The sequence below is a fragment of the Blastococcus aggregatus genome (genome assembly GCF_900221005.1).
Taxonomy (GTDB): Bacteria; Actinomycetota; Actinomycetes; order Mycobacteriales; family Geodermatophilaceae; genus Blastococcus; species Blastococcus aggregatus.
In genome coordinates this window covers 302296-328193 of sequence record NZ_OBQI01000005.1, presented here as the reverse complement: position 1 = coordinate 328193, position 25898 = coordinate 302296, and the positions used below count along the sequence as shown (strand labels likewise).

General features: G+C 74.2%; 26 protein-coding genes and 1 riboswitch. Of the genes, 17 read left to right on the top strand and 9 right to left on the bottom strand.

Features of this window, described 5'->3' with window-relative positions; genetic code table 11:
- Positions 1 to 60: 60 nt before the first annotated feature.
- A riboswitch (cyclic di-AMP (ydaO/yuaA leader) is annotated at positions 61 to 242 on the top strand.
- A 14-nt stretch (positions 243 to 256) separates the two neighbouring features.
- The 3 genes from CRP29_RS17275 (at position 257) to CRP29_RS17265 (ending at position 3874) form a co-directional block, all read left to right on the top strand.
- Complete coding sequence (locus tag CRP29_RS17275; protein WP_245852975.1) at positions 257 to 1372, top strand: C40 family peptidase; 1116 nt, start codon at positions 257 to 259, stop codon at positions 1370 to 1372.
- Between the two features lie 115 nt (positions 1373 to 1487).
- Entirely contained in the window at positions 1488 to 2756 is a 1269-nt protein-coding gene (locus tag CRP29_RS17270) for a M48 family metallopeptidase (protein WP_097196283.1), read from the top strand.
- Positions 2753 to 3874 (top strand): glycosyltransferase family 4 protein, encoded by a 1122-nt coding sequence (locus tag CRP29_RS17265; RefSeq protein ID WP_097196282.1) that lies wholly within the window; start codon positions 2753 to 2755, stop codon positions 3872 to 3874. The genes CRP29_RS17270 and CRP29_RS17265 overlap by 4 nt, the downstream gene beginning before the upstream one ends.
- 53 nt (positions 3875 to 3927) lie before the next feature.
- Here the strand turns inward: CRP29_RS17265 and CRP29_RS17260 are convergent, their stop codons facing one another.
- Positions 3928 to 5721 (bottom strand): AMP-dependent synthetase/ligase, encoded by a 1794-nt coding sequence (locus CRP29_RS17260; protein ID WP_097196281.1) that lies wholly within the window; start codon positions 5719 to 5721, stop codon positions 3928 to 3930.
- Positions 5722 to 5882: 161 nt separating this feature from the next.
- Between CRP29_RS17260 and CRP29_RS17255 the strand changes: the two genes are divergently transcribed.
- Genes CRP29_RS17255 through CRP29_RS17240 form a run of 4 tightly spaced genes read left to right on the top strand, consistent with a single transcriptional unit; the run spans position 5883 to position 8784 of the window.
- A complete protein-coding gene (locus tag CRP29_RS17255; RefSeq protein WP_097196280.1) occupies positions 5883 to 6314 on the top strand; it encodes an SRPBCC family protein in 432 nt (143 codons plus the stop codon).
- A 6-nt stretch (positions 6315 to 6320) separates the two neighbouring features.
- Positions 6321 to 7469, top strand: coding sequence for an ArsA family ATPase (locus CRP29_RS17250; RefSeq protein WP_097196279.1), 1149 nt, complete (start codon positions 6321 to 6323; stop codon positions 7467 to 7469).
- Positions 7466 to 7798 (top strand): hypothetical protein, encoded by a 333-nt coding sequence (locus CRP29_RS17245; RefSeq protein ID WP_097196278.1) that lies wholly within the window; start codon positions 7466 to 7468, stop codon positions 7796 to 7798. The genes CRP29_RS17250 and CRP29_RS17245 overlap by 4 nt, the downstream gene beginning before the upstream one ends.
- On the top strand, positions 7795 to 8784 hold the full coding sequence (locus tag CRP29_RS17240; RefSeq protein ID WP_097196277.1) for an ROK family protein: 990 nt from the start codon (positions 7795 to 7797) through the stop codon (positions 8782 to 8784). The genes CRP29_RS17245 and CRP29_RS17240 overlap by 4 nt, the downstream gene beginning before the upstream one ends.
- A gap of 24 nt (positions 8785 to 8808) precedes the next feature.
- On the opposite strand, the gene CRP29_RS17235 is transcribed toward CRP29_RS17240, so the two are convergent.
- Positions 8809 to 9483 (bottom strand): hypothetical protein, encoded by a 675-nt coding sequence (locus tag CRP29_RS17235; protein WP_245852972.1) that lies wholly within the window; start codon positions 9481 to 9483, stop codon positions 8809 to 8811.
- Complete coding sequence (locus tag CRP29_RS17230; RefSeq protein WP_097196276.1) at positions 9480 to 10289, bottom strand: alpha/beta hydrolase; 810 nt, start codon at positions 10287 to 10289, stop codon at positions 9480 to 9482. The genes CRP29_RS17235 and CRP29_RS17230 overlap by 4 nt, the downstream gene beginning before the upstream one ends.
- 122 nt (positions 10290 to 10411) lie before the next feature.
- Between CRP29_RS17230 and CRP29_RS17225 the strand changes: the two genes are divergently transcribed.
- Positions 10412 to 11167: a lysophospholipid acyltransferase family protein gene (locus CRP29_RS17225; protein WP_097196275.1), complete on the top strand. Its 756-nt coding sequence runs from the start codon at positions 10412 to 10414 to the stop codon at positions 11165 to 11167.
- A gap of 21 nt (positions 11168 to 11188) precedes the next feature.
- Here the strand turns inward: CRP29_RS17225 and CRP29_RS17220 are convergent, their stop codons facing one another.
- Genes CRP29_RS17220 through CRP29_RS17210 form a run of 3 tightly spaced genes read right to left on the bottom strand, consistent with a single transcriptional unit; the run spans position 11189 to position 14284 of the window.
- The gene (locus tag CRP29_RS17220) at positions 11189 to 11782 is read right to left on the bottom strand and encodes a TetR/AcrR family transcriptional regulator (protein WP_097196274.1); all 594 of its coding nucleotides are present in this window, start codon (positions 11780 to 11782) and stop codon (positions 11189 to 11191) included.
- Between the two features lie 10 nt (positions 11783 to 11792).
- Positions 11793 to 12743 (bottom strand): alpha/beta fold hydrolase, encoded by a 951-nt coding sequence (locus CRP29_RS17215; protein ID WP_097196273.1) that lies wholly within the window; start codon positions 12741 to 12743, stop codon positions 11793 to 11795.
- Complete coding sequence (locus CRP29_RS17210) at positions 12740 to 14284, bottom strand: flavin-containing monooxygenase (RefSeq protein WP_097196272.1); 1545 nt, start codon at positions 14282 to 14284, stop codon at positions 12740 to 12742. The genes CRP29_RS17215 and CRP29_RS17210 overlap by 4 nt, the downstream gene beginning before the upstream one ends.
- 142 nt (positions 14285 to 14426) lie before the next feature.
- On the opposite strand from CRP29_RS17210, the gene CRP29_RS17205 reads away from it, so the two are divergent.
- A complete protein-coding gene (locus CRP29_RS17205; protein WP_097196271.1) occupies positions 14427 to 15332 on the top strand; it encodes an SDR family oxidoreductase in 906 nt (301 codons plus the stop codon).
- A 3-nt stretch (positions 15333 to 15335) separates the two neighbouring features.
- Here CRP29_RS17205 and glpK read toward each other — a convergent pair whose 3' ends face one another.
- Positions 15336 to 16805, bottom strand: coding sequence for a glycerol kinase GlpK (gene glpK / locus CRP29_RS17200; RefSeq protein ID WP_097196270.1), 1470 nt, complete (start codon positions 16803 to 16805; stop codon positions 15336 to 15338).
- Between the two features lie 56 nt (positions 16806 to 16861).
- Here glpK and CRP29_RS17195 point away from each other — a divergent pair, with 56 nt between their 5' ends.
- The 5 genes from CRP29_RS17195 (at position 16862) to CRP29_RS17175 (ending at position 20543) form a co-directional block, all read left to right on the top strand.
- The gene (locus CRP29_RS17195) at positions 16862 to 17311 is read left to right on the top strand and encodes a RidA family protein (protein WP_097196269.1); all 450 of its coding nucleotides are present in this window, start codon (positions 16862 to 16864) and stop codon (positions 17309 to 17311) included.
- 277 nt (positions 17312 to 17588) lie between these two features.
- Positions 17589 to 18713 (top strand): PKD domain-containing protein, encoded by a 1125-nt coding sequence (locus tag CRP29_RS17190; protein WP_097196268.1) that lies wholly within the window; start codon positions 17589 to 17591, stop codon positions 18711 to 18713.
- Positions 18714 to 18743: 30 nt separating this feature from the next.
- Positions 18744 to 19406, top strand: coding sequence for a class E sortase (locus CRP29_RS17185; RefSeq protein ID WP_097196267.1), 663 nt, complete (start codon positions 18744 to 18746; stop codon positions 19404 to 19406).
- Between the two features lie 22 nt (positions 19407 to 19428).
- Positions 19429 to 19914: a polyadenylate-specific 3'-exoribonuclease AS gene (locus CRP29_RS17180; RefSeq protein WP_097196477.1), complete on the top strand. Its 486-nt coding sequence runs from the start codon at positions 19429 to 19431 to the stop codon at positions 19912 to 19914.
- A 44-nt stretch (positions 19915 to 19958) separates the two neighbouring features.
- Entirely contained in the window at positions 19959 to 20543 is a 585-nt protein-coding gene (locus tag CRP29_RS17175) for a GNAT family N-acetyltransferase (RefSeq protein WP_097196266.1), read from the top strand.
- 3 nt (positions 20544 to 20546) lie between these two features.
- Here the strand turns inward: CRP29_RS17175 and CRP29_RS17170 are convergent, their stop codons facing one another.
- The gene (locus CRP29_RS17170; protein WP_245852970.1) at positions 20547 to 21449 is read right to left on the bottom strand and encodes an NmrA family NAD(P)-binding protein; all 903 of its coding nucleotides are present in this window, start codon (positions 21447 to 21449) and stop codon (positions 20547 to 20549) included.
- Between the two features lie 59 nt (positions 21450 to 21508).
- Here CRP29_RS17170 and CRP29_RS17165 point away from each other — a divergent pair, with 59 nt between their 5' ends.
- The 3 genes from CRP29_RS17165 to CRP29_RS17155 are packed head-to-tail and all read left to right on the top strand — an operon-like array spanning position 21509 to position 24930.
- Positions 21509 to 22534: a 6-phosphofructokinase gene (locus CRP29_RS17165; protein ID WP_097196265.1), complete on the top strand. Its 1026-nt coding sequence runs from the start codon at positions 21509 to 21511 to the stop codon at positions 22532 to 22534.
- A gap of 46 nt (positions 22535 to 22580) precedes the next feature.
- On the top strand, positions 22581 to 23918 hold the full coding sequence (locus tag CRP29_RS17160; RefSeq protein ID WP_097196264.1) for a class II 3-deoxy-7-phosphoheptulonate synthase: 1338 nt from the start codon (positions 22581 to 22583) through the stop codon (positions 23916 to 23918).
- Positions 23911 to 24930, top strand: coding sequence for a threonine aldolase family protein (locus CRP29_RS17155; RefSeq protein ID WP_217991639.1), 1020 nt, complete (start codon positions 23911 to 23913; stop codon positions 24928 to 24930). The genes CRP29_RS17160 and CRP29_RS17155 overlap by 8 nt, the downstream gene beginning before the upstream one ends.
- 63 nt (positions 24931 to 24993) lie before the next feature.
- On the opposite strand, the gene CRP29_RS17150 is transcribed toward CRP29_RS17155, so the two are convergent.
- A complete protein-coding gene (locus CRP29_RS17150) occupies positions 24994 to 25848 on the bottom strand; it encodes a DUF559 domain-containing protein (protein WP_245852969.1) in 855 nt (284 codons plus the stop codon).
- Positions 25849 to 25898: the final 50 nt, after the last annotated feature.

Genomic DNA, 25898 nt, shown 5'->3' with positions numbered 1-25898 from the left:
CACGAACGTAGGGTCGCTGCGTCCGACCGGGTGGTCGTCATCCGCTCAAGGGGTGGCCTCGGCCGGGCACCGCCGAATCACCGCACGACGTCCCACCGTGGTCGTCCGAGGTGAACCGGGGACCCACCGCAGTCCTGGGGTGAGTTCCCCTGCAGGGCCGGTTCGCCGGTGAGCAGGGGATAGGGCCAGTCTTCCCCGCCCGAACCCGTCAGCTAACTCGGTAGGCGGACGAGGAAGAAACGGAGAGCCGCCTCACGTGGCGACCCCTCACGCCCTGTCGACGCATGTCCTCGCACCCTTCCGCAGCGCTCCACCGGCCGGCTCCGCCCGCCGGATGGGCCGCGTCCGCGCCGGCCTCCTCATCGGGGCCACCACCGCACTGACCTTCACGGTCCTGCCCGGCACCGCGGTGGCGACGCCCGGCACCGCCAGCAGTGCCGCCGAGGCCGCTCAGCTGGTCGCCGACGCCAGCCACGAGCTGGAGGTCGTCACCGAGCAGCTGAACGAGGCCAAGGTCGACCTCCAGCGCCAGCAGGCCGCCGTCGAGACCGCCGAGCTCGTGGCCTTCGACGCCCAGCAGCAGCGCGCTGCCCTGGACGGGCGGATCCGCCAGCTGGCCCGCTCGGCCTACACCGCCGGTGGCGCCTCGCGCAGCCAGCTGAACGCCATGCTCACCAGCGACTCCGCCGGCGACCTGGTCTCCCAGCTCGGCACGCTCGACGCGATCGCCGCGCGCACCAACGCCGCCGTCAGCGAGGTCGCCGAGGCCTCCGACCGGGCGGACGAGACCCGCGCCGAGGCGCGGGCGGCCCGCGAGAAGGCCGAGCAGAGCGTCGAGGACATCGCGGCCCAGCAGAAGGACCTCGAGGTCCAGATCGCCGACTACCAGCGGCAGTTCGACGCGCTGGACGCCGCGCAGCGGGCCGTGGTCGAGCGGGCCCACGGGGGCTCCGAGCCCGTCCGCGCCTCGCGCGCTGAGCGGACCGCCCCTGCGCCCACCGGCGCCCCCGCGCCCAGCGGTGCCGCGCAGGCAGCGGTCGACACCGCGCTGGCCCAGGTGGGGGACCGCTACGTGTGGGGCGCCGGGGGTCCGGACGCCTTCGACTGCTCCGGTCTGACCTCCTACGCCTACCAGGCCGCGGGGGTCGCGCTGCCGCACTCCAGCCGCAGCCAGTCGCAGATGGGCCGGCCGGTCTCCCGGGGCGAGCTCCAGCCCGGCGACCTGATCTTCTTCTACAGCCCGGTCAGCCATGTGGCCATGTACATCGGGAACGGCCAGATGGTGCACGCCTCCACCTCGAGCCAGCCGGTGAAGGTCGACAACGTCGACTCCTTCCCGAGCTACAACAGCGCCCGCCGCATCACCGGCTGACGCAGCCCGCTCCACGAGGGCCGGCGTCCTCCCCCAGGGGAGGGCGCCGGCCCTCGTCGTCGGTGGTCGGGGAACGCTCAGGTCAGGCCCATAGGATCGGCCGGGTGAGAGCTCTGTGACGGCGCGTCGCGCGGCGCTGGCGACGGCGGTCGGCCTGCTCGCCGCCTTCGCCGTCGTGGTCGCCATCGGCACGCCCTGGGAGGTGCTCCCGGAACCCGCGGGCGGCGCCACCGCGATCGATCCGACGGCCGGGCTGCCGGCCGACCAGGTCTCCCGCGCGGAGTCCTTCGCCGCCGCGATCCGGCCGGCGTCGGTGGCCTCCCTGCTGCTCGGGCTGGCCGTCTCGGCGCTCCTCGGGCTGACCCCGCTGGGTGCGCGCCTGGTCCGTGCCCTGCGCACCCCGCGGCGTGGCCGCTGGGCCTGGCAGGTCCTGCTGGGGGTGCTCGCGCTGGCGGTCGCCGGCCGGCTGGTCACCCTGCCGATCGCCGCCTACGGCGAGGTGGTGCGGCACCGCTACGGCCTGTCCACGCGCAGCTGGGGGCTGTGGGGGCGGGACGTGGTCGTGTCGACCGCGATCGACGCCGCGCTGACCGCGCTCGGTCTGCTGGCCCTCGTCTGGCTCGCCCGCCGGGCCCCGCGGGCGTGGTGGGCGCTCGCCGCCGCCGGCGCCACGGTTCTGGTCGTCGTGGGCTCCTTCCTGTGGCCGGTGCTCGTCGAGCCCGCCTTCAACAGCTTCGAGTCGATGCCGCCGGGCCAGTTGCGCAACGATCTGCTCGCCCTGGCCGAGGAGAACGGCACCCCCGTGCAGGACGTGCTGGTGTCCGACGCCTCCCGGCGGACCACCGCGCTGAACGCCTACGTCTCCGGCTTCGGCTCGACCCGCCGCATCGTCGTCTACGACACGGTCCTCGACCGCCTGCCCGACGAGCAGATCGAGTCGATCGCCGCGCACGAGCTCGGGCACGTCGCCGCCGACGACGTCCTCGCCGGCACGCTGCTGGGAGCGCTCGGGGGAGCCGGGGGAGTGGCCCTGCTCGGCTGGGCGCTCACCTCGCCCCGGCTGCTCCGCCGCGCGGGGGCACAGGGGCCCGGCGACCCCGCGGTGGTGCCGCTGGCCCTGCTGCTGGTCGCCGTCGGCACCCTGGTCGCGACGCCGGTGCAGAACCTGGTCTCCCGGCAGGTCGAGGCCCGCGCCGATGTCGCGGCGCTCGACCTCACCGGCGACCCGGAGGCCTACATCGCCATGCAGCGGGGCCTGGCCGGCACCAACCTCTCCGATCCGAGTCCGCCGGCCGCCTGGCGCTGGTACTTCGGCTCGCACCCGACCGTGGCCGAGCGGATCGCCCTGGCCGAGGACTGGGCGCGGCTGGAGCGCGAGCCGTGAGCCGGACCCTGGTCGTCACCAACGACTTCCCGCCCCGCCAGGGCGGCATCCAGACCTTCGTCGCCGCGCTGCTCGAGCGGCGCCCGCCCGACTCGCTCGTCGTGCTCGCCTCCGACCATGCCGGGTCGGCGGAGCACGACGCCGGCCTGCCGTACCCGGTGGTCCGCCGGCCGACCGGCATGCTGCTGCCCACGCGGGCCACCGCGCGGGCGGCCGTCGACCTGGTCGAGCGGTACGGCTGCGACACCGCGTTCTTCGGGGCCGCAGCGCCGCTGGGCCTGCTGGCCCCCACGCTGCGCGCCGCCGGCGTGCGGCACCTGGTCGGCGCGACGCACGGCCACGAGACCGGCTGGGTGGCGCTGCCCGGGAGCCGGCAGCTGATGCAGCGCATCGCCTCCGGGCTGGACGTGCTCACCTTCATCACCGAGTACACCCGCGCCCGGCTGGCCCCGGCGCTGGAGGGCCGCACCCGGCTCGCGCAGCTCTCCCCGGGGGTGGACGTCGAGCGCTTCACCCCGGCCGTCGACGGGACGGAGATCCGGCGCCGGCACGGGCTGGGCGAGGCGCCGGTGGTGGTCTGCGTCTCGCGGCTCGTGGCCCGCAAGGGGCAGGACGTGCTGGTCGAGGGGTGGCCGCACGTGCTGGCGCGGCATCCCGGTGCGCGGCTGCTGCTCGTCGGCGGCGGGCCGGACGAGGGGGCGCTGCGACGCGCCGTCGCGGCGCGGGGGCTGGAGCGCTCCGTCGTCCTCACCGGGGCCGTGGACGCCGCCGAGCTCCCCGCGCACTACGCGGCCGGCGACGTGTTCGCGATGCCTTGCCGCACCCGCCGTGCCGGGCTGGACGTGGAGGGCCTGGGCATGGTCTTCCTCGAGGCGGCCGCCTGCGGTCGGCCCGTGGTGGCCGGGACGTCGGGTGGCGCGCCCGAGGCGGTCCAGGAGGGCGTGACCGGCCACGTCGTCGACCCGCGCTCACCCACCGCCGTCGCGACGACGCTGGCCGACCTCCTCGACGACCCGGAGCGGGCCCGCGCCATGGGCACCGCCGGCCGGGCCTGGGTGGAGCAGCGCTGGTCCTGGACGACGATCGCTGCGACCTTCGCCGGCCTGCTCGAGCCGTAGACGGACCGAGGCCCGCCCCGCGGATGCGGGACGGGCCTCGGTGCGGCGGGGGATCAGCGCGTGTAGAGCGCCTCGACCTCGTCGCCGAACTCCTTCATGACCACCGAGCGCTTGAGCTTCAGGCTCGGGGTGAGCATCCCGTTGTCCTCGGTGAAGTCGGTGCCGAGGACGTGGAACTTCTTGATGGCCTCGGCCTGCGAGACGGCCTTGTTCGCGTCCTTCACGGCGGCGTCGATCTCCGCCTTGAGGTCGGCGTCCTCGCGCACCTGCTCGATCGTCTGGCCGGCGGGCTTGCCCTTGGACTCCAGCCACTGCGGCAGCGCCTCCTCGTCGAGGGTGATCAGCGCCGCGATGAACGGGCGCTGGTCGCCGACGACGATGCACTGGCTGATCAGCCGGTGCGAGCGGAGCCGGTCCTCGAGGACGGCGGGGGCGACGTTCTTGCCGCCCGCGGTCACCAGGATCTCCTTCTTGCGGCCGGTGATCTTCAGGAAGCCGTCGGCGTCGAGCTCGCCGATGTCACCGGTGTGGAAGAAGCCCTCCGCGTCGATGGCCTCCTTCGTCGCGTCCTCGTTCTTCCAGTAGCCGCGCATGACGATGCCGCCCTTGATGAGCACCTCGCCGTCGTCGGCGATCCGGAAGGTGACACCGGGCAGCGGCTGCCCCACGGTGCCGATGCGCAGGCCGCCGTCGTGGTTGACCGACGCGGCGGCGGTGGTCTCGGTCAGGCCGTAGCCCTCGAAGACGGTGACGCCGATGCCGCGGAAGAAGTGGCCGAGCCGGTCGCCCAGAGGCGCGCCACCGGAGATGGCGCCGAGGCAGCGGCCACCCAGGGCGGCGCGCAGCTTGCCGTAGACCAGCTTGTCGAACACGGCGTGCTGGAGGCGCAGCACGATGCCGGGGCCGCCGGTGTCCTGGGCGCGCGACCAGTCGATGGCCACCTGTGCGGCCTTGTCGAAGATCTTGCCCTTGCCGTCGCCCTCGGCCTTCGCCTTGGCGGAGTTGAAGACCTTCTCGAAGACCCGCGGCACGGCCAGCACGAACGTCGGCTTGAACTCGCCCAGGTCGTCGAGCAGGTTCTTGACGTCGGGGGTGTGGCCGATGACGGTGCGGTTGTAGATCGCCCCGACCTGCAGGACCCGGGCCAGCACGTGCGCCAGCGGGATGAACAGCAGCAGCGAGCCCTGCACGCTCATGAACCGGTCGAGCAGCGTGATGCCGTTCTCGATCTCGAACAGGAAGTTGCCGTGGGTGAGCTCGCAGCCCTTGGGCCGGCCCGTGGTGCCGCTGGTGTAGATCAGCGTCGCCGTGCTGTCGGCGTTCAGGGTGGCCCGGCGGGCGTCGAGCTCGGCGTCGGGGACGTCCGCGCCGGCCGCGATCAGCGCGTCGACGGCGCCGTCGTCGATGACGTGCACCGACGCCAGGTCGGGCGCCTGGTCGCGGATGGACTCCACGGCCGCGGCGTGCTCGGCGCTCTCCACGACGATGGCCGTGGCGCCGGAGTCGGAGAGGATCCAGGCGACCTGGTCGGCGCTGGAGGTCTCGTACACCGGGACGACGACGCCACCGGCGGTCCAGATGGCGAAGTCGAGGACCGTCCACTCGTACCGCGTCTTGGCCTGCAGGGCGACGCGGTCGCCCGCGGCGACGCCGGACGCGATGAGGCCCTTGGCGACACCGCGCACCTCCTCGCCGAACTGCTGCCAGGTGACGTCCCGCCACTGGCCGTCGCGCCGCCGTCGCAGCCCCACCTCGGCGCCGTGTTCGGCGACGTTCAGGGCGAGCATGTCGGTCAGCGCCGCGTCGGGCTGCACCTCGGTGGTCACAGGAACGCTGAACTCGCGCACGCCTGGTCCTCTCCTCCCTGGCCGCCGCCGCCGGGCACCGTCGCCCGGCGGTCCCTGACCAGGATCGTCGAGATCAATCTACCGGGCACCGGCTACCGGTGAGTAACGGAACGGGTGATCGACGCTCTGCGCAACCCGCGCGAACCGTTAGCCTGCTGCCCATGGCCGACCAGTCCACGCAGTCGATCGTCATCGAGGCCCCCGCTGCCGAGGTGATGGCGGTCATCGCCGACTTCCCCGCCTATCCGGAGTGGGTCGCCGCGGCGGAGAAGGTCGAGGTGGTCGAGGAGGGGCCCGGCGGGCGGGCCCGCCGCGCGCACTTCGTGCTCGATGCCGGCGCCATCAAGGACGACTACGTCCTCGAGTACACCTGGGACGGCGACCGCCGGGTGACCTGGACGCTGGTACAGGGCCACATGCAGAAGCGCCAGGACGGCTCCTACACGCTGGTCGAGAAGGACGGGCGCACCGAGGTGAGCTACGCGATCACCATCGACCTCTCGATCCCGATGCTCGGCATGATCAAGCGCAAGGCCGAGAAGGTCATCCTCGACACGGCTCTCAAGGAGCTCAAGAAGCGCGTCGAGGGCTGACGGGGCGTGCACACCCTCGTCCTCACCGGCCCCGGCGGTGCCGGTGCCAGCACCCTGGCCGCGTCCGCCGCGGTGCGCGCGGCCACCGCCGGGCGCTCCACGCTCCTGCTGACCCGCCAGGCGCCGCCGGTTCCCGGGCTCGACGACGTGCCGGGCCTCGAGGTGCGCACCGTCGACGCCGCGGCCGCGGTCGAACGGTTCTGGGCCGGCACCGTGACCCCCGCCGCCGCCTCGCTGCCGCAGGTCCAGCTGCCCCCGGCGTCCTCGGTCACGCCCCTGCCCGGAGCGGCCGACCTCGCCCTCTTCGCCGAGCTCGGCCGGGCGCGGGCCGACCTGGTGGTCGTGGACGCCGGATCACCTGCCGAGGCGACGGCGCTGCTGGCCCTGCCCGCCACGCTGCGCTGGTGGCTGGACCGCCTGCTGCCGCCGGGCGCGCGGGCCCTCGGCGCGCTGCGCTCCGTGGCGGTCAGCTCGGGTGCGGCCCGCCGCGGCCCCCTGGACGAGGCCCTCGCGCTCGCACCGCAGCTGGAGGCGCTGCTGGCCGCCGACCGGCTGGCCGATCCCGCGGGCACCGTCGTCGCACTGACGGTCGTGCCCCGCGCCGGGACGGCGGCGTCGCTGCGCGCGGCGACGACCGCGCTGGGCCTGCACGGCCTGCGCCCCGGCGTCGTCCTGGCCCGCGTCCTGCCGGAGGACGGGCCGGGGGAGTGGTGGCGCGCGCGGCTGGCCGAGCAGACCGCCGAGCTGTCCGCCCTGGCCGAGCTCGCCCCGCTGCACCGCATCCCCGACACCGCGACCGCGCCGGCGGACGCCGCCGCCCTGACCGCCCTGCTGGAGGACGTCGCGCTGACCGACCGCGGTGCCCTGCCGGAACCGGCGACCGAGCGCCTCGAGGGCAGCTGGGAGCTGGGTGTGCCCCTGCCGTTCGCCGAGCGCGGCGGCGTGGGCCTGACCCGCTGGGAGGACGACCTGGTGGTCACCGCCGCGGGTACTCGCCGCTCGCTGCGGCTGGACCCGCTGCTCCGCCGGTGCGAGGTCACCGGTGGACGGATCGCGGACCCCGGGAGCGTCGACGCCCGGCTCGTGGTCTCCTTCCGACCCGACCCACAGCTCTGGCCGGCCGATCTGCTGGCCGCGGTGAGGAGAACGCCATGACCGCAGGTGCCGACTGGGTCGACTCCGCCCGCAGGCTGCTCGACGCCTTCCGCCCGCCCGCCGGCACGCCGGCGGCCACTCCCGAGCCGGGAGCCGGCCACGCTGCGGACTGCCGCTGGTGCCCGGTGTGCCAGGCGGCGGCGGTGCTGCGCGGCGAGCGCCCCGAGGTGAACGCGGCACTGGCCGACGTGCTGGCGACGACGGCGTCGGTGCTGCGGGACGTGGCCGGCGAACCCACCCCGTCCGGCCCGCCGGACCCCGCGGCCGGCGAGGCCGAGCCCGACGACGAGCCCGGCCCGGCGACGGTCCAGCGGATCGACATCGCATGACGGCCCCGGCTGCCGCGTCTCTCGCGGCGCTGGGCATCGACATCGGCGGCACCAAGGTCGCCGGTGGCGTCGTCGCACCCGACGGCACGATCCTGGCCACCGCCCGGCGGGCGACACCCGGCGGTTCCGTGGCCGACACCGAGGACGCCATCGTCGCCGTCGCCGAGGAGCTGGCCGCCGGCCACGACGGCGACCTGGTGGGCGTCGGGATCGGTGCCGCCGGCTGGTTCGACCGCACCGGTGACACGGTGCTGTTCAGCCCGCACCTGGCCTGGCGGCACGCGTCGCTCCGCAAGGACCTCGCCGCCCGCCTGCAGCGCCCGCTGTGGGTCGGGAACGACGCCGACGCCGCCGCCTGGGCGGAGTACCGCTACGGCGCCGCCCGCGGCGCCGACCTGGCGCTGATGGTCACCCTGGGCACCGGCATCGGCGGCGGCATCGTCATGGACGGCCGGCTCCGGCGCGGCTCGCACGGGGTCGCGGGGGAGTGGGGCCACATGCGCGTGGTCCCCGACGGGCGGCTGTGCGCCTGCGGCAACCGCGGCTGCTGGGAGCAGTACGCCAGCGGCTCGGCGCTGGGGCAGACCGCCCGCGAGGTGGCGAGCACCTCGCCGGCGGCCGCCGCGCTGCTGCTGGAGCGGGTCGGGGGCGTGGCCTCCCGGCTGACCGGCGAGGACGTCGCCCGGGCCGCGCACGACGGCGATCCACTGGCGCTGGAACTGGTCACCGAGGTCGGGGTGTGGCTCGGGCAGGGCATCGCCGACCTCGCCGCGGTCCTCGACCCCGAGGTCGTCGTCATCGGCGGCGGGGTGAGCGTGCTCGGCGAGATGGTGCTCGGCCCGGCGCGGCAGAGGCTCGAGCGTGCCCTGCCGGGGCGTGGCTTCCGGCCCGGCCCGCGCGTCGTCGCCGCAGAGCTCGGCGCCCAGGCCGGCCTGGGCGGCGCGGCCGATCTCGTGAGAAGGGCCGTCGCCGAGGGCGAGGCCTGACTCACGGCGCCTAGACCACGGCGCCTAGACCACCGCGCCGTCGTCGCCGTCGTTCTCGGAGTGGTCCCGCATCCGGGAGACCAGCATCGCCGCACCGCCGGCGATCGCGGCCACGCCGAGCACCAGGCCCAGGTCCGCCGACAGACGCAGCGTCCCGGGGGTGGCGATGAGCACGAGCCCGAGCAGGACCAGCAGGCCCGCGTAGAGCGCGTGCGGCGCGAGCACCGGCACCGGCGGAGGCGGCGGCGGCTCGAAGTGCTCCTCCGGCAGGTCGAGCACGGACACCTCGTGCGGCGGCGGAGGGGGCGCGTCGGAGGGGCGCTCGGTCACCGCGGCGGACCCGTGCTCCGCCTCGAAGGCGGCCACGATGCGCGACCACTCGGCGTCCTCGTCGAGGTCGGCGTGCGCCGGTGCGGGCTCCGCGCTCCGGCGCGGGTGCTCGTCGGCGTGCTGGTCGACGAGTGCGCGCGCCTCCGACGTCCGGCCGCGGTCGACGAAGAGCCGGTCCGAGGGCGGGCTCGGCAGGGAGACCTCGCGGGTGTACGGGCCGACGTCGGCCGACGGGTCGAGGTAGGCGGCGATACCGGCGGCCTCGAGGAGGTCGAGCAGGTGTTCGCCCACCCGGGGGTCGACGTCGCGCAGCGGGCTCCACGACGTCGCCTGCAGGCCGTTGTCCCGTCGGCCCCGGCCGCCGGTCACGATGCGGTCGTCCCCGGCTCGACGGCCGGCGTGCGCTCCCGGATCCAGGCGACCGACCGCTCGAAGATCTGCGGGGCGTCGTTGTCCAGGGTGGCGACGTGGTAGCTGTCGCCGAGCACGATCTCGGTGGTGTCGGAGCTGGACACCGACGCCAGGAGCACCTCGCTGTTGACCGGCTCCACCACGTGGTCCTCGATGCTGTGGAAGACGATGACCGGCACGGTGACGCGCTGCAGGTCGGCCCGGGTGAGCGCCCACAGCCGGCGCAGCTGCATCATCGCCCGCGTCGGCAGCCGGGGATAGGCCAGCTCGGTGACGCCGGGCTTCTTGATGTCGCTGGCGATCGGGGCCCAGCTGCCGGTCAGCCGGGCGATCAGCGGCAGCAGCCGGGCGTCCAGCCGCTGGGTGAACAGCGCCGGGTTGACCAGCAGGAGGCCCGCCACGTCGGCCGAGCGCTGCTCGGCCAGGCGGGTGGCCAGCGTCCCGCCCATGGACAGACCGGCCACGAAGACGCGGTCGCAGCGGCCGGCCAGGTCGTCGAAGGCGCGCTCCACCGCCGTCGTCCACTGGTCGTGGGTACTGCTGTTGCAGTCCTGCCAGCTGGTGCCGTGGCCGGGGAGCAGCGGGCAGCGCACGGTGAAGCCCTGGGCAGCGAGGTGCTCGCCCCACGGCCGCATGCTCATCGGCGTGCCGGTGAAGCCGTGCACCAGGAGCACGCCGGTGCGCGCGTCAGGGCCCGAGCCGGGCAGATCGAAGGGCTCGGCGCCCGGCAGCACCGCGGGCGTCGGCGTGGTCGATCCGGGCACGGGCTACTCCTGCGGTGCGGCGGCGGAGCCGACGGGCGGGCGAGTGATCCCTCGCACGTGGACGGCCGATTGTCCTACGGCCCCCCGGCTCCCTAGTCTGGCAGTCCCCCGAGGGAGGCGCGTTGTTCTACTGGTTCCTGAAGTTCGTCGGCATCGGCCCCGCGGTGAGGGTGGCGTTCCGTCCCCGCGCCGAGGGCACCGAGCACGTCCCGACCAGTGGGGCGGTCATCATCGCGAGCAATCACCTGTCGGCGGCCGACTGGATCTTCATGCCCCTGTCGATCAAGCGCCGGGTCACCTTCCTCGCCAAGGCCGAGTACTTCACCGGCTCGGGCGTGAAGGGGTTCCTCCAGCGGGCCTTCTTCTCCGGCGCCGGCCAGGTGCCGATCGACCGCACCAGCGCGTCGGCGGCCGAGGACGCCATCCAGACCGGTCTCCGCATCCTGCGGGACGGCCAGATCCTGGGCATCTACCCCGAGGGCACGCGCTCCCCGGACGGTCGGCTCTACCGCGGCAAGATCGGCGTCGCGCGGATGGCGCTGCAGACCGGCGTGCCGGTCGTCCCCGTGGCCATGTGCTACTCGCACCTCAGGCTGCCGTTCGGCAAGAAGATCATGCGGGTGCGGGTGCGCTTCGGGGAGCCGCTGGACTTCTCCCGCTACGAGGGCCTCGCCGGTGACCGCTTCGTCGAGCGCTCGATCACCGACGAGATCATGTACGAGATCATGACGCTGTCGGGCCAGGAGTACGTCGACGTCTACGGCGCGACGGTGAAGAAGTCGATGTCCTCCGGCGGCAGCGCCGCGGACGCCGTCGCGACCCTGCAGCCCCCGGCGGCCGAGGCCGCCGACCGCGCGCCGACGTCGCTGGCGGGCTAGCACCCGCCGCCGACTGGCGGGCTAGTGCCCGCTCCGCACCAGCCGGTCCAGGATCTCGCGCAGCAGCGCGAGCAGTTCCGGCCGGCTCAGCGTGGGCTCGTCGGCCCAGGAGCCCACGAGGTCCTCGGCGAAGGCGAACCAGGCCAGCACCAGTTGCCGGCGCAGTGCGTCGTCGGGGAGGCCGAGCGTGCTGAGCGCGACCTCGACCAGCCGCTGCCGGGTCTCGGCGTAGACGTCGGCCACCCACGGGTCGCCCCCGCCCGCGCCGCGGACGAACGCGAGGTGGCTCTCGCGGTAGGTCTCCACCCAGCCGACGTAGCGGTCGAGCATGCCGGCGACCTGCTCGTCGGCCGGGGTGCCGGGACGGGGCTGCAGGTGCGCCCACATGAGGTCGGCCGCCGCCCGGGTGACCGCCGTGTAGTACTCGCGCTTGGTCGCGAAGTAGTGGAACAGCAGGCTGCGGCTGATCCCGGCGCGGCGGGCCACCGCGTCGATGGTCAGCTCCTGGATCGGCGTGGTCGGCAGGAGCTCCAGGCCGATCTGCACCAGCTGCGCCCGGCGGTCGCCCGCCGAGCGGCGGGACCGGGACGTCGGGGGCGTCGGGGACGCCGTCATCGCGGGCGGCTCAGGCGGGGACCCGGCCGGCGGTCGCGGCGGCCAGCAGCCGCTCGATCGCGTCGGCCACCAGCCCCGGCCGCTCCTGGATGAGCATGTGCCCGGTCCGCTCCGCCACGTGCAGCCGGGCGTCGGGGAGCGCCTCGGCCATCGCCCGGCTGTGCCGCAGGGGGGTGAGCTTGTCGCTGTCGCCGACCAGGATCTCGACCGGCACACCGGCCAGCGCCGCCAGCTCCGCGCGCTTGTCGTGCGCGCCGAGCGCCGGGTAGAACGCGGCGAAGGCGCGGACCGTCGAGGCGTGCATGATCTCCGCCCCGGCGACGACCATCTCGTCGGTGGCGTCGGCCCCGTAGAGCAGGTCCCGGACGATCTTCCGGTGCCGGGCGCTGGTCGGTGGGAGCAGCTGCCGGACCCGCTCGACGGCCCGCGCACCGCCGATGGCGGCCGTGACCACGCCGGGCACCAGCCTCAGCTGCAGCCGCTCGGCGAGCGTCTCGCCCGCGGGCGCGAGATCACCGGACGACGTCGAGACCAGGGCCACGCCACGGACGTGGTCGCCGAACAGATCCGGCCGGGCCGCGGCCAGGCACATGATGGTCATGCCGCCCATGGAGTGCCCGCCGAGGACGACCGGCGCGTTCGGGACGAGCTGGTCGAGCAGGTCGCCGAGGTCGGCGCCGAGCTGGTCGATCGAGAGCTCCCCGACGTCGCGGTCGTAGCGGCCCCACGTCGAGCGCCCGTGACCGCGCTGGTCGTAGCGGATCACCCGCAGCTCGCCGGCGGCCACGCGCGAGGGGAGCAGGGCGGCGACGTCGTCCCAGGCCGCCTGCGCCAGCGTCCAGCCGTGGGCCAGCACCAGCGTCGCGGGGGCGTCGTCGGACCCGTCGACGACGGCGTGGATCAGCGCGCCGTCGCCCGTGCGGACCGCGGCGACGCGGCGGAGCACGGTGCCCGCGGTCATGCCGCCACCTCCGGGGTGCTCGCGGGGGCGCCGGCCGGGATGCCGACGTAGTTCTCGCGGTCGAGCTTCCTCGTGAGCTTGCGGAACCGGAAGGTGAAGTCCGGCCACAGCGTGGTGTTGTGGCCGTGCTCGTCCAGGTACCAGCTGGCGCAGCCGCCGGCCAGCCACACGGTGCCCTTCGACTTCTCGGCGATCAGGGCCCGGTAGGCGTCCTGGGCCTCGCGCGTGGTCTCCAGGACCTCGAGGGCCTCGGCGTCCATCGTCCGCAGGGCGTCGTCGACGTAGTTCACCTGGGACTCGATCATGTAGACCATCGACGTGTGGCCGACGCCCACGTTCGGCCCGACCAGCAGGAACATGTTCGGGAAGCCGGCGACGGTGGCGCTCCGGTTGCTGACCATCCCGTCTGCCCACACGTCGGCCAGGCTGCGGCCGTCGCGACCGCGGATCTTCCCCGCGATCGGCAGGTCGGTGACGTGGAACCCGGTGGCCAGGACGATCGTGTCGGTCGGCCGCTCGACGCCGTCGGTGCTCACGATGGAGTGCGGGCGCACCTCGGCGATGCCTGCGGTGACCAGCTCGGCGTTGGGGGCGGCGACCGCGGGGAAGTAGTCGTTGCTGATCAGGATGCGCTTGCAGCCGATGGTGTAGTCCGGCGTGAGCGCCTTCCGCAGTTTCGGATCGCGGACCTGGCGCTCGAGGTGCGCCTTGGCCAGTTTCCCGACCGGCCGCAGGAACCGGCGGTTCTTCGCCAGCCCGATGACCAGGAACTCGCGGAACAGGTAGAGGGCGCCGCGAATCGCCTTCTGCGCGCCGGGGAGCGACCGGTACAGCCGGCGCATCAGCGGCTTCACCGGGTGGTCGGTGCGCGGGACGACCCATGCGGGTGTGCGCTGGTAGACCGCGATGGTCTCGACCAGCGGCTGGATCGCGGGCACGACCTGGATCGCCGAGGCGCCGGTGCCGATGACGGCGACCTTCTCGCCGGCCAGGTCGTGGTCGGCGTCCCACCGGGCGGAGTGCATGACCGTGCCGGCGAAGGTGTCCAGGCCCTGGATGTCGGGATAGGTGGGATCGGCCAGCGCGCCGGCCGCCGACACCAGGATGCGGGCCCGGAACTCGCCCGCGGTGGTGGTGACCAGCCAGCGGCGTGCGGCGTCGTCCCACCGCGCGTCGGTGACCTCGGCGCCGAACACGCAGTGCCGGCGGACGTCGAACTCCTGCGCGACCCGCTGGAGGTAGGCCTGGATCTCCGGCTGCTCGGAGTAGGAGCGGCCCCAGTCGGGGTTCAGGGCGAACGAGAAGGAGTAGAGGTTGGACTGCACGTCGCAGGCGGCGCCCGGATAGGTGTTGTCCCGCCAGGTGCCGCCGACGTCGTGGGCCCGCTCCAGCAGGACGAAGTCGGTCTCGCCCCGCCGCTTGAGCGCGATCGCCATGCAGAGGCCGGCGAAGCCGGACCCGATGATCGCCACACCGACCTCGCGGACGGCGCCCGACGGCTCCGCCGCGGGGGTGGGCTGGGTCTCGAGCGTGCTGGTCACCGATCGGCTCCTTGTCGGTCCTGCGGTCGGCCCCATGGTCGGTCCTGCGGGGCGGCTCCCGGCTTGCTGAGCAACGCTCAACAAGCTACAACGGCTTCTCAGCAGGCGCTCGATGCGAGCGCCCGGATCCGAGGAGCCGACGATGGCCTTCCGCACCTCCCGCACGTCCCTGACCGGGAAGTCCGTGCTGATCACCGGCGCGGCCCGGGGCATCGGCGCGGCGCTGGCCCGCAGGGCCGCCGCCCGCGGCGCCCGCGTCGCGCTGGTCGGCCTGGAGCCCGACGAGCTGGCGCGGGTCGCCGACGAACTCGGCCCCGAGCACCTGTGGGTCGAGGCCGACGTCACCGACCCCGAGGCGCTGAAGGCCGCCGTCCAGCGCACGGTCGACACCTTCGGGGGGCTGGACCTCGTCGTCGCCAACGCCGGCATCGCGCCCCTGACCACCGTGATGACGTCGTCGGCGCACGCGCTGGCGCGGACGATCGAGGTCAACCTGATCGGCACCATGCTCACCGCCCACGCCGCGCTGCCCGAGATCGCGAAGCGGAAGGGCCACGTGCTGCTGATCAGCTCCGCGGGCGCCTTCACCGTGCTGCCCGGGATGAGCGCCTACTGCGCGTCCAAGGCCGGGGTCGAGCGGTTCGGTGACGTGCTGCGGCTGGAGGTGGCGCACCGCGGGGTGACCGTGGCCAGCGCCCACCCGACCTGGATCGACACCGACATGGTCCGCGACACCGAGGCCGCGCTGCCCACTTTCAAGGCTGTGCGCTCGCAGCTGCCCGGCCCGCTCGGTGCCTTCACCTCGGTCGACACGTGCGCCGAGGCGCTGGTGGACAACCTGGAGACCCGTCGCCGCCGGGTGTTCGTGCCCCGCTCGGTGGGCACGGTGGCCGCGCTGCGGCAGGTGGTGACCGGCGCCGTCGCGGAGAAGCTCGTGATGCGGGCGGCGGCCACCCAGGTGCCGCAGCTCGAGCGCGACATCGCCGCGCTGGACGGCCGCGAGTTCGGCACCAACTCCGTCGGCGACCGCGCGAAGGGCGCTGCCTGAACCTCAGCTCGTCCAGTGGCCGGCGCGGCCGACGGCGTCCTTCCAGCGGTCGTGCCGGCCGTCGTCCCGGCGTCCGGGCTCGGGGTCGAATCGGCGGTCCAGGGCCCAGGTCTGGGTCAGCTCGTCGGTCGAGGCCCAGACGCCGGTGCCGAGGCCGGCCAGGAATGCCGCCCCGAGCGCCGTCGTCTCGGTGACGACCGGCCGGCGCACCGGCACGCCGAGCTGGTCGGCCTGCAGCTGGAGCAGCAGGTCGTTGGCGCTCGCGCCCCCGTCGGCCGAGAGCTCGGGGACGGAGAGGCCGGCCTCGTCGACCATCACGTCGACGACGTCGCGCACCTCGAAGGCCAGCGCCTCGAGCGTGGCCCGCGCGATGTGCGCCCGGGTGGTCCCGCGGGTGATGCCGAGGATCGCGCCGCGGGCGTGCGGGTCCCAGTGCGGGGCGCCCATGCCGGTGAGCGCGGGCACGAAGACGACGTCGCCGGAGTCCGGCACCGTGCGCGCCAGCCCCTCGATCTCGGCGGCGGAGTCGATCAGGCCCAGCCCGTCGCGCAGCCACTGCACGGCGGCACCGGTGACGAAGATGGCGCCCTCGAGCGCGTAGACCAGCCCGTCGCCGAGATCCCAGGCCACCGTCGTCAGCAGCCCGGCGTCGGAGCGCACCGCCGTCGTCCCGGTGTTGGTGAGCACGAACGAGCCGGTGCCGTAGGTGCACTTGCTCATCCCGGGGGAGAAGCAGGCCTGCCCGAACAGCGCGGCCTGCTGGTCGCCGGCGATCCCCGCGATCGGCAGGGAGAGGCCGAGGAAGGCGTCGGGGTCGGTGGTGCCGACCACGCCGGAGTTCGGGACCAGCTCCGGCAGTGCCGACCGCGGGACGTCGAACAGGTCGCACAGCTCGTCGGACCAGGCGCCCTTCTCCAGGTCGAACAGCAGGGTGCGGCTGGCGTTGCTCGGATCGGTCACGTGCCGCGCGCCGCCGGTGAGCCGGGCGATCAGGTAGGAGTCGACGGTGCCGAGCGCCAGCGCGCCGTCGCGCACCCCGGACCACGTCCGCGGTTCGTGCTCGGCCAGCCAGGCGAACTTCGTGCCGGTGAAGTACGGGTCCATCCGCAGCCCGGTCAGCTGGGAGACGCGCTCCTCGTCCCCGCGGAGCCGGTCGCAGATGCCGGTGGTGCGGCGGTCCTGCCAGACGATGGCCGGGCGGGGGGAGTGCAGCGTGCGCCGGTCCCAGAGGACGGCGGTCTCCCGCTGGTCGGTGATCCCGATGCAGGTGGGCTGGTCCTCCGTGCCGGCGAGCGCCTCCCGGCAGGCCGCGACCGTCGCCGTCCAGATGTCGTCGGGCTCGTGCTCCACCCAGCCCGGGCGGGGGAACAGCTGCGCGAACTCGCGGTAGCCGCGGGACAGGACGTCGCCGTCCTCGCCCACGACCAGCGCGGTCACCCCGGTGGTACCTGCGTCGATGGCCAAGACCGGCATGCCGCGAACCTAGCGCTCCGGACGACACGGGCCCCAGTGGAGGAGAGGATCGGCGGGTGACCACAGGCATCGAGCTCGTCCGCCCGCCGACGCTGAGCGCGACCGTCCCGTACGCGTACGCCGCCGTCACCGACCCGGGCCGCATGGTGTTCACCGCCGGCGCCTGCCCGCTGGACGCCGACGGGGCCACGGTGGCCGTCGGCGACGTGGCCGGTCAGGCGCGGCAGGTGATGGCCAACCTGGCGACGGCGCTCGAGGCGGCCGGTGCCGGCCTCGGCGACGTGCTGAAGACGACGGTCTACGTGGCGACGGCCGACCGCGCGGACCTGCTCGCGGCCTGGCAGGTCGTCCGCGAGGCGTTCGGCGAGCACGAGGCGCCCAGCACCCTGGCCGGGGTGACCCTGCTCGGCTACCCCGACCAGCTCGTCGAGGTGGAGGCCGTGGCCGTGCGCGACAGCTGGCAGGAGCCCGGCCCGCCGCACGACGCGGAGCAGCTCACGGCCTGAGCCCTGCTCGATCACAGAAAGTAGTGAGCGAGGGTGAGATCCGGGTGAACCGGCTCATCCAACGGGTGAACGCCCTTCTGCTGGTCACTGCGCGTAGTTGACGCTCCCCTTGCTCGACGGAGGCGACTCGTAACTGCCTCCTCGTAGTCCACGGGGGAACACCACAGACGGGGGAGCGGCTTCGGTCGCGTCGTCGCTCGAGTGCGCCCAGGTGGCTGCCCGCTCGGCGCCGAACGCGCCGGCTGGGAGCGCCCTCCTCACGGAAGCGACACCTCGCATGAAGCGCACGACCGCGTCCCTGCTCACCGGGGCCCTGGCCGCCGGCACCTTCGCCGCCCTCGCCACGCTCACGCCCTCCATCGCCTCGGCAACCGCGTGCGGCCCCCAGAAGGTCGAGGCCCTCGGCGCGGGCAGCGGCTTCGTCGTGACGACCCGGGACGGCGACGTCCAGGGCCTCCTGGGCTCCGCCGAGCTCCGCGACCAGCCGGACAACCTCTGGCTGAGCGCCGCGCAGGGCAACGGCAAGGTCACCGTCACCTACCCGATCTCGGTCGAGGGTGTCCCGCTGGCGAGCCAGACGGCGCAGTCGAACTACGGGTACGAGTTCCAGCGCAACGACGCGCTGCCGGTCGGCTCGGCCGGCGGCGGCGACGTCACCTACGAGATGGTGCTGGACTTCAACGGCCCGGCGGTGGCCGGCGGCTTCACGACGCTGGTCTTCGAGCCGTACTACCAGTCGCAGGCCGGCAAGCAGAACACCTGGTGGAGCACTCGGGACCTGCCGGGCCTGCCGGACAAGACCGGCCACGGCTCGCCCAACTGGGGCACGCTGGACGAGATCAGCCTGGCCCAGCCGGATGCCGTCATCCAGTCCTTCGGCGTCAACCTGAACGGCACCTCGGCCAGCGCCTTCCAGGCCTCGGTCGACTCGGTGACCTTCGGCTGCAACACGTTCGTCTTCGACCTGGCCAACCGCGCACCCAGCGCCGTGGTCGCGGTGGACGACGCGGGCGACGCCGACTACCGGACCTTCGTCCTGTCCGGCCGCGGGTCCTCCGACCCGGACGACGGGGACGCCCTCTCCTACGCCTGGACGGTCACCGACAAGGCGACCGGTGCCGTCGTGAGCACCAGCGCGGCCAGCCAGTACGAGGTCTCGGTCCCCAACGGTCCGGGCACCTACACGGCCGGCCTGACCGTCACGGACCGGGACGGGCTCTCCTCGACCGCGGCCGCGGACTTCACCGCGACCCCGCCGTCGAACACCGTCAACACCGACACGAAGCTGCCCAACACCGGCGCCTCGGTGATCGGGCTGGCGGCGCTGACCGGTGCGGCCGTCGTCGCCGGTGGGGCCGGCACGGTCATCACCCGCCGTCGTCGCAGCGACAGCGCCGTCTGATCCGGCCGTCGTAGGAAGAGGGAGCCCCCCGTGGTCCGCAGGATCGTCAGCGGCGTCTCGCAGCTGCTGCTCACCGCCGGCCTGGTGGGCTTCCTCTTCCTCGTCCACCAGGTCTACGTCACCGACTGGCTCTCCGACCGCCAGCAGGAACGCATCGTCGACGACCTCCGCGAGGAGTGGGTGGCCCCGCCGGTCCCGGATCGGGAGCAGCCCGTGCTCGGCGACGCCTTCGCCTTCCTGCACGTCCCGGCGTTCGGGGCCGGATGGGCCCCGCGTGCGGTCGTCGAGGGGGTGGACCCGGACGAGCTCGCCGAGGGCCCCGGCCACTACCCGGGCAGCGCTCTGCCGGGTGGGATCGGGAACTTCTCGCTGGCCGGCCACCGCGTCGGCCAGGGCAGCCCCTTCGGCGAGCTGGACCGGCTCGAGGACGGCGACGCGCTGGTGGTGGAGACGGCCGACAGCTGGTTCACCTACCGGGTGACGGAGCAGCGGGTCGTCAGCCCCACCGAGGTGAGCGTCCTGGCCGCGGTCCCGGGGGATCCGGCGGCGTACGCGGACGATGCGTACATCACGCTGACGACCTGCCACCCCAAGTTCTCCAACCGCGAGCGGCTGGTCGTCCACGGTGTCCTCGAGGCGGCGGTCGCGAAGGCCGACCTGCCCGGCGGGCCACCGAGCCTGCGGGGCGTCTGACCCCGCCCCTACCGTGGTCGCCGTGCGCCGCTTCTTCTACGACACCGAGTTCATCGAGGACGGCACCACCATCGACCTCGTCTCCATCGGCGTCGTCGACGAGACCGGGCGGGAGTTCTACGCGGTCAGCACCCAGTTCGACGAGCGCAAGGCCGTCCCGTGGGTGCGCCGCAACGTGCTCGACCAGCTGCCCTCGCCGGCGGACAAGGCGTGGCGCAGCCGCGAGCGGATCCGTGACGACCTGCTCGCCTTCCTCACCGGGCCGGGCGAGGAGATCGAGCTGTGGGCCTGGTTCGCCGCCTACGACCACGTCGTCCTGGCCCAGCTGTGGGGCGCGATGCCCGCCCTGCCGCGGCCCATCCCGCGGTTCACCCGGGAGCTGCGGCAGCGCTGGGACGACCGCGGTCAGCCTCCCCTGCCGCCCAAGCCGGAGGGCACGCACGACGCGCTGGTCGACGCCCGCTACAACCTGGCGCGCTGGCGGGCCATCGAGGCGGCCGGGGGCTGACCCCGCCCTGGCGCCCGGACGGCCGGTCCGGGACGCTGCACGGCGTGGCAGAGATCAGCGCCGTCCGGGCGCGCACCGTGCTGGCCCGCGCCTTCGTCGAGGACCCCCTGATGGTGTGGTTCTTCCCCGACGAGGAGGTCCGGCCGCACGCGTGCGCGGCGATGTTCGGGCTGTTCGCCGAGCACTACCTCGCCGACGGCCGGGTCGACGTCCTGCTGCGCCCGGACCCGGTGGGGGTCGCGATGTGGCAGTGGCCCTCGGCGGAGGCCGCTCCGGACACCGGTGCGGAGGAGCTGCCCTCGATCGGCGGCCTCCTGACCGCCCTGATGGGCGTCGAGCGGGCCATGGAGGTGGGTGCCGCGATGGGAACGCTCCCGGCCCTGCGACCGCCCCAGCCGCACGCCTACCTGCACCTGCTCGGCATCGACCCCGGGTCCTGGCACCGGGGTGGCGGAGGAGAGCTGCTGGAGCGCGGCCTCGCCGCCACCCGCGACGCCGGGCTGGTGGCCTGCCTGGACACCATGAACCCGGCCAACGTGCCCTTCTACGAAGCGCACGGGTTCACCGTCCACGCCGAGGTGCAGCTGGCTCCCGACGGCCCCACGAGCTGGGCGATGGCGACCGGCTGAGGGTCAGCGGCGCAGGTGTGCCCAGTCCTCCGGGTGCGCGCGCAGGTGCTCGGCGACGCTGCGGGCCGGGGAGCCGGTCAACCGCGGGACGACGTCGGTGACGGCGGACAACTCACCGGCGGCGATGGCCAGGTAGCTGCTCACCCAGCCCTCGATCTCCCAGTCGGGATGCCCGGAGGGACGCCGGGTCTCCCACGCCTGCGCCTCGGTCTGCTCCCGGTAGCCGGCGGGCCGGCCGGTGACCTCGGCGAGCACCGCGGCGGCCTCGGCCAGGGTCAGCGCCTCCGGCCCGGTCACGTCGAGGGTGGCGCCCGCCAGGTCGTCGTCGTCGCGGAGCAGGACGGCGGCGCCGACGTCGGCGAGGTCGTCGCGCGAGACGAACCCGGCGCGGCCGTCGCCGCCCGGCGCGGCGATGACCGCGGTGTCCCCCTCCAGCGTCGCGAAGAACGGCACGAAGTCGGCATACATGGCGTGCCGCAGGTAGGTCGCGCGCAGGCCGGTCGCCGCGATCGCGTCCTCGGTGGCGGCGTGCTGTCGCGCCAGGGTGAAGGTGGCGTCGGGGGAGGCGCCCACGAAGGACGTGTAGACGATCCGCCGCACCCCGGCCGCGGCGGCCGCACCGACCGCCGTGAGGTGCTGCTGCAGCCGGTCCGCGGCCTCGGCGGCCGACACCAGGTAGACGGTGTCGACGCCGGTGAGCGCCGCCTGCAGGCCGGCCCCGTCCGCGTAGCCGCCGGGTGCCGCGGCTACCTCGGCGCCGGGCAGCGACGGCGCCCGGGCCGGGTCGCGGACCACCAGCCGCAGCGAGGCGCCCGCGGCGGAGAGGCGGGCGGCGACCCGTCCGCCGAGGACGCCGGTGGCCCCGGTGACGGCGATCGTGCGCGAGGGGCCCTGCGATCGCTCCACCTGCGGCATCATGACCCGTGCCAACCCGGCAGCACCCCCGCTCCTTCCCGGAGGTACGCATGCGCATCGGCATCCTGACCGGCGGCGGCGACTGCCCCGGCCTCAACGCGGTCATCCGCGCCGTGGTGCGCAAGGGCATCGGCGAGCACGGCGACGAGATCGTCGGGTTCCGGGACGGCTGGCGCGGCGCCATCGAGGGCGACACCGTGCCGCTGGACCTGGCCGCCGTCCGCGGCATCCTGCCCCGCGGTGGCACCGTTCTCGGCACCTCGCGGACCAACCCCTACGCACTGGACGACGGAGGCGACCGCGTGCTCGCCACCCTCGACCGGCTGGGCATCGACGCCCTGATCCCGATCGGCGGCGAGGACACGCTCGGCGTCGCCACGCGGCTGGCCGAGGCCGGGGTGGCCGTCGTCGGGGTGCCGAAGACGATCGACAACGACCTGGACGCCACCGACTACACCTTCGGCTTCGACACCGCCGTGGGCGTGGCGATGGAGGCCATCGACCGGCTGCACACCACCGGCGACAGCCACCACCGGACGCTCGTGGTGGAAGTCATGGGCCGGCACGCCGGCTGGATCGCGCTGCACGCCGGCATGGCCGGCGGCGCCAACGTCGTCCTCATCCCGGAGAAGCCGTTCGACCTCGACGCCGTCATCGCGCACTGCCGGCACCGGTTCGAGTCCGGGTTCTCACCGATCGTCGTCGTGTCGGAGGGGGCGGCCCCGAAGGACGGCGGGCTGATGCTCTCGGCGGGGGAGCGGGACGCCTTCGGCCACGTCCGCCTCGGCGGCATCGGCGCGGCGCTGGCCGCGGTGATCGAGGAGCGCACCAACCGGGAGGCGCGGGCCGTCGTCCTCGGGCACGTGCAGCGCGGCGGCACGCCCTCGCCGTTCGACCGGGTGCTCGCCACCCGGTTCGGCCTGGCCGCGATCGACGCCGTGCACGACGGGGAGTCGGGGATCATGGTCGCGCTGCGCGGCACCGACATCGTCCGGGTGCGGCTGAGCGAGGCCACCGCGCAGCTGAAGCTGGTGCCGCCGGAGCGCTACGCCGAGGTGGAGGTGTTCTTCGGGTGAGGCGTCTCTCCCGGGGGCCGGGCGCCCGCGCCGTACCCTCGGGGGCGTGACTCTCACCGATCCTGCCGAGCTGGTCCCCGGTCTGGACCGGTGGCGGGAGCTGCCCGCCGCCCAGCAGCCGGCCTGGCCCGACCGCGCCGCGCTCGACGCCGTCCTCGGCACGCTCTCCACCGTGCCGCCGATCGTCGCGCCCAGCGAGGTCGATGCGCTCCGCGCCCAGCTCGCCGACGTGGCCCAGGGCAAGGCGTTCCTGCTCCAGGGCGGCGACTGCGCCGAGACCTTCGACCTCAACACCGAGCCGCACCTGCAGGCCACCACGCGGACGCTGCTGCAGATGGCCGTCGTCCTCACCTACGGGGCGAGCGTCCCGGTGGTGAAGGTCGGCCGGGTCGCCGGCCAGTACGCCAAGCCGCGCTCGTCGGACACCGACGCCCTCGGCCTGCCCTCCTACCGCGGCGACATGGTCAACGACCTCGAGCCGGTGCTGGAGAAGCGCATCCCCGACCCGTACCGGCTGGTGCGCGCCTACGCGAACTCGGCCGCCGCGATGAACATGATCCGCGCCTACGCCAAGGGCGGGCTGGCCGACCTGCACGCCGTGCACAACTGGAACCAGGACTTCGTCGCCAGCTCGCCGGCCGGCGTCCGGTACGAGGTCATCGCCCGCGAGATCGACCGGGCGCTGGCGTTCATGAAGGCCTGCGGCGTGGACTCCGAGGCGCTGCGCGCCGTCGAGCTCTACAACTCGCACGAGGCGCTGATCCTCGACTACGAGCGGGCGCTGCTGCGCATGCACGAGGGCCGCCCCTACGCGCTCTCCGCCCACTTCGTCTGGGTCGGCGAGCGCACCCGGCAGATGGACGGGGCACACATCGAGTTCGTGTCGCAGCTGGCCAACCCGATCGGCGTCAAGATCGGCCCGACGACGACGCCCGAGCAGGCCACCGAGCTCGTCGAGCGGCTCGACCCCGACGGCCTCCCCGGCAAGCTGACGCTGATCAGCCGGATGGGCAACGGGAAGATCCGCGACGTCCTGCCGGCGATCGTGGAGAAGGTCACCGCCAGCGGGCACCAGGTCGTGTGGCAGTGCGACCCGATGCACGGCAACACCCACGAGTCGCCCAGCGGCTACAAGACCCGCCACTTCGACCGCGTCGTCGACGAGGTGCTCGGCTTCTTCGACGTGCACCGCGGCCTGGGCACCTGGCCCGGCGGCATCCACGTCGAGCTCACCGGCGAGGACGTCACCGAGTGCCTCGGCGGGGCCATGGAGATCAGCGACGAGGACCTCAACAGCCGGTACGAGACGGCGTGCGACCCGCGCCTGAACACCGGGCAGTCCCTGGAGCTGGCCTTCCTCGTCGCCGAGATGCTGCGTGGCTGAGCCGGCCGCCCTGGTCGATCTCCGCTCCGACACCGTCACCCGGCCGACCGCCGGGATGCGCCGCGCCATGGCCGACGCCGAGGTCGGGGACGACGTCTACGCCGAGGACCCGACCGTCCGCGCGCTGGAGGAGCGGACGGCGGCGCTGTTCGGCCACGAGGCGGCGCTGTTCGTGCCGTCGGGGACGATGGGCAACCAGATCGGCATGCGGCTGGTCTGCGAGCCCGGCCAGGAGGTGCTCTGCGACGCCGATGCGCACGTGGTCACCTACGAGATGGGCGCCGCGGCCGCGATCTTCGGCATCTCGACGCGCACCGTCGTCTCCGACCGTGGCCGGCTGGACGCCGACGCGCTCATCGCGCAGGTCCGCCCGAAGGGCGACTGGCACCTGACCGCGACCGCCGCGATCGCGGTGGAGAACACGCACAACCGCGGCTTCGGCCGGGTGCAGCCGCTGGCCGAGCTGGAGAAGCTGTGGCGCTGGTCGCGCGACGCCGGCGTCGCCGTCCACCTCGACGGGGCGCGGATCTGGAACGCGCACGTCGCCTCCGGCGTCGGTCTGGACACCTACGGCCGGCTGGCCGACACCGCCTCGGTCTGCTTCTCCAAGGGCCTCGGGACGCCGGTCGGCTCGGTGCTGGTCGGGTCCGCCGAGCGGATCGCGACCGCCCGGCTGTGGCGCAAGCGGCTCGGCGGCGGCATGCGCCAGGTCGGCGTCCTGGCCGCCGCTTGCCTGTACGCGCTGGAGCACCACCTGCCCCGACTCGGCGAGGACCACGAGCACGCCCGGCTGCTGGCTGCGAAGCTCGGCGTCGACCCGGCGTCGGTGGAGACCAACATGGTCGTGCTCGACGACGTGAACGCGCCGGTGCTCGCCGAGGCGGCGAAGGCCCAGGGCGTGCTGGTGTCGCAGGTGAGCCCCACCCGCGTCCGGCTGGTCACGCACCTCGACGTCGACGCCACCGGTATCGACCGCGCCGCCGCCGTCCTCACGGAGCTCCTCGCCCGCTAGGCGTGATCACCACGCACCGATGGTCATCAGGTCGGCGCGCGAGCAGCCGTGAGTGCGTGGTGATCACGCGGCCAGCGCCGCGGCGATCCGGGCGAGGAGTGCTCCGGGATCCCGCATGTCCGCGGCCGTGACGAAGAGGACCCGCCACCCGGCGGCCAGCAGCCGATTCATGCGGGCGCGGTCCTCGGTGAGCCGCTCCCCGTGCCAGGCGCCGTCGTACTCCACGGCCAGTCTCTGCTCCGGGAACGCGAAGTCCACCTGCGCCACGAAGCGCCGGTCGTGCCGGATCTCGAGCTGGGCGACCGGGGTTGGCAGGGAGCTCCGGTGGATCAGCAGTCGCAGACGGGTCTCCGGCGGCGACTGGGCCAGACCGTCCGAGAGCCCGGCCACCCGGCGGGCCTGAGGCCTGCCACGGCAGCGGGGCAGCCGGGCGGCCGCCTCGCGCACGTCACCGAGGAATGTCACCCGGTGGTGAACGAGGCGGTCGAGGAGCACGACGGCGTCGTCCAGCGGGCCCCGGCGGATGAGGTCGAGCGCCGTCCGGGTCCGGTCGGTGTACCGCAGGCGGCCGTCGGTGACCACGTCGCCGGACGGCGCCGCCTGGCGGACCACGACCCCGGGCCCGGGGTTCCAGCGCACCCCGGACGGGAGGACGAGTTCGACGGGATCGTCCGGACCGGCGAGGGGGCCACGCATGCTCCACCACGACGCCGCGGTCATGCCGGCGAACACTGCCTGCGGCGGCGCTACGAGGGCGACCGCCCGCGCCACGAGGTCGTGCGTGAGCGGCAGGCGGGCGTTGCAGTAGACGTCCTGGCGCAGCCGGTGCCACCGTGCCCCGCGCAGCTGCGCGCGGCTCACGAGACCGAGGCGGAGGGCATCGCTGCCCCGGAAGACGTCGTCATGGGGGAGTGTCACGCCCGGAGACGATCGTCGACCGGGACGGAGCGCCGCGGCGTCGTCCACAA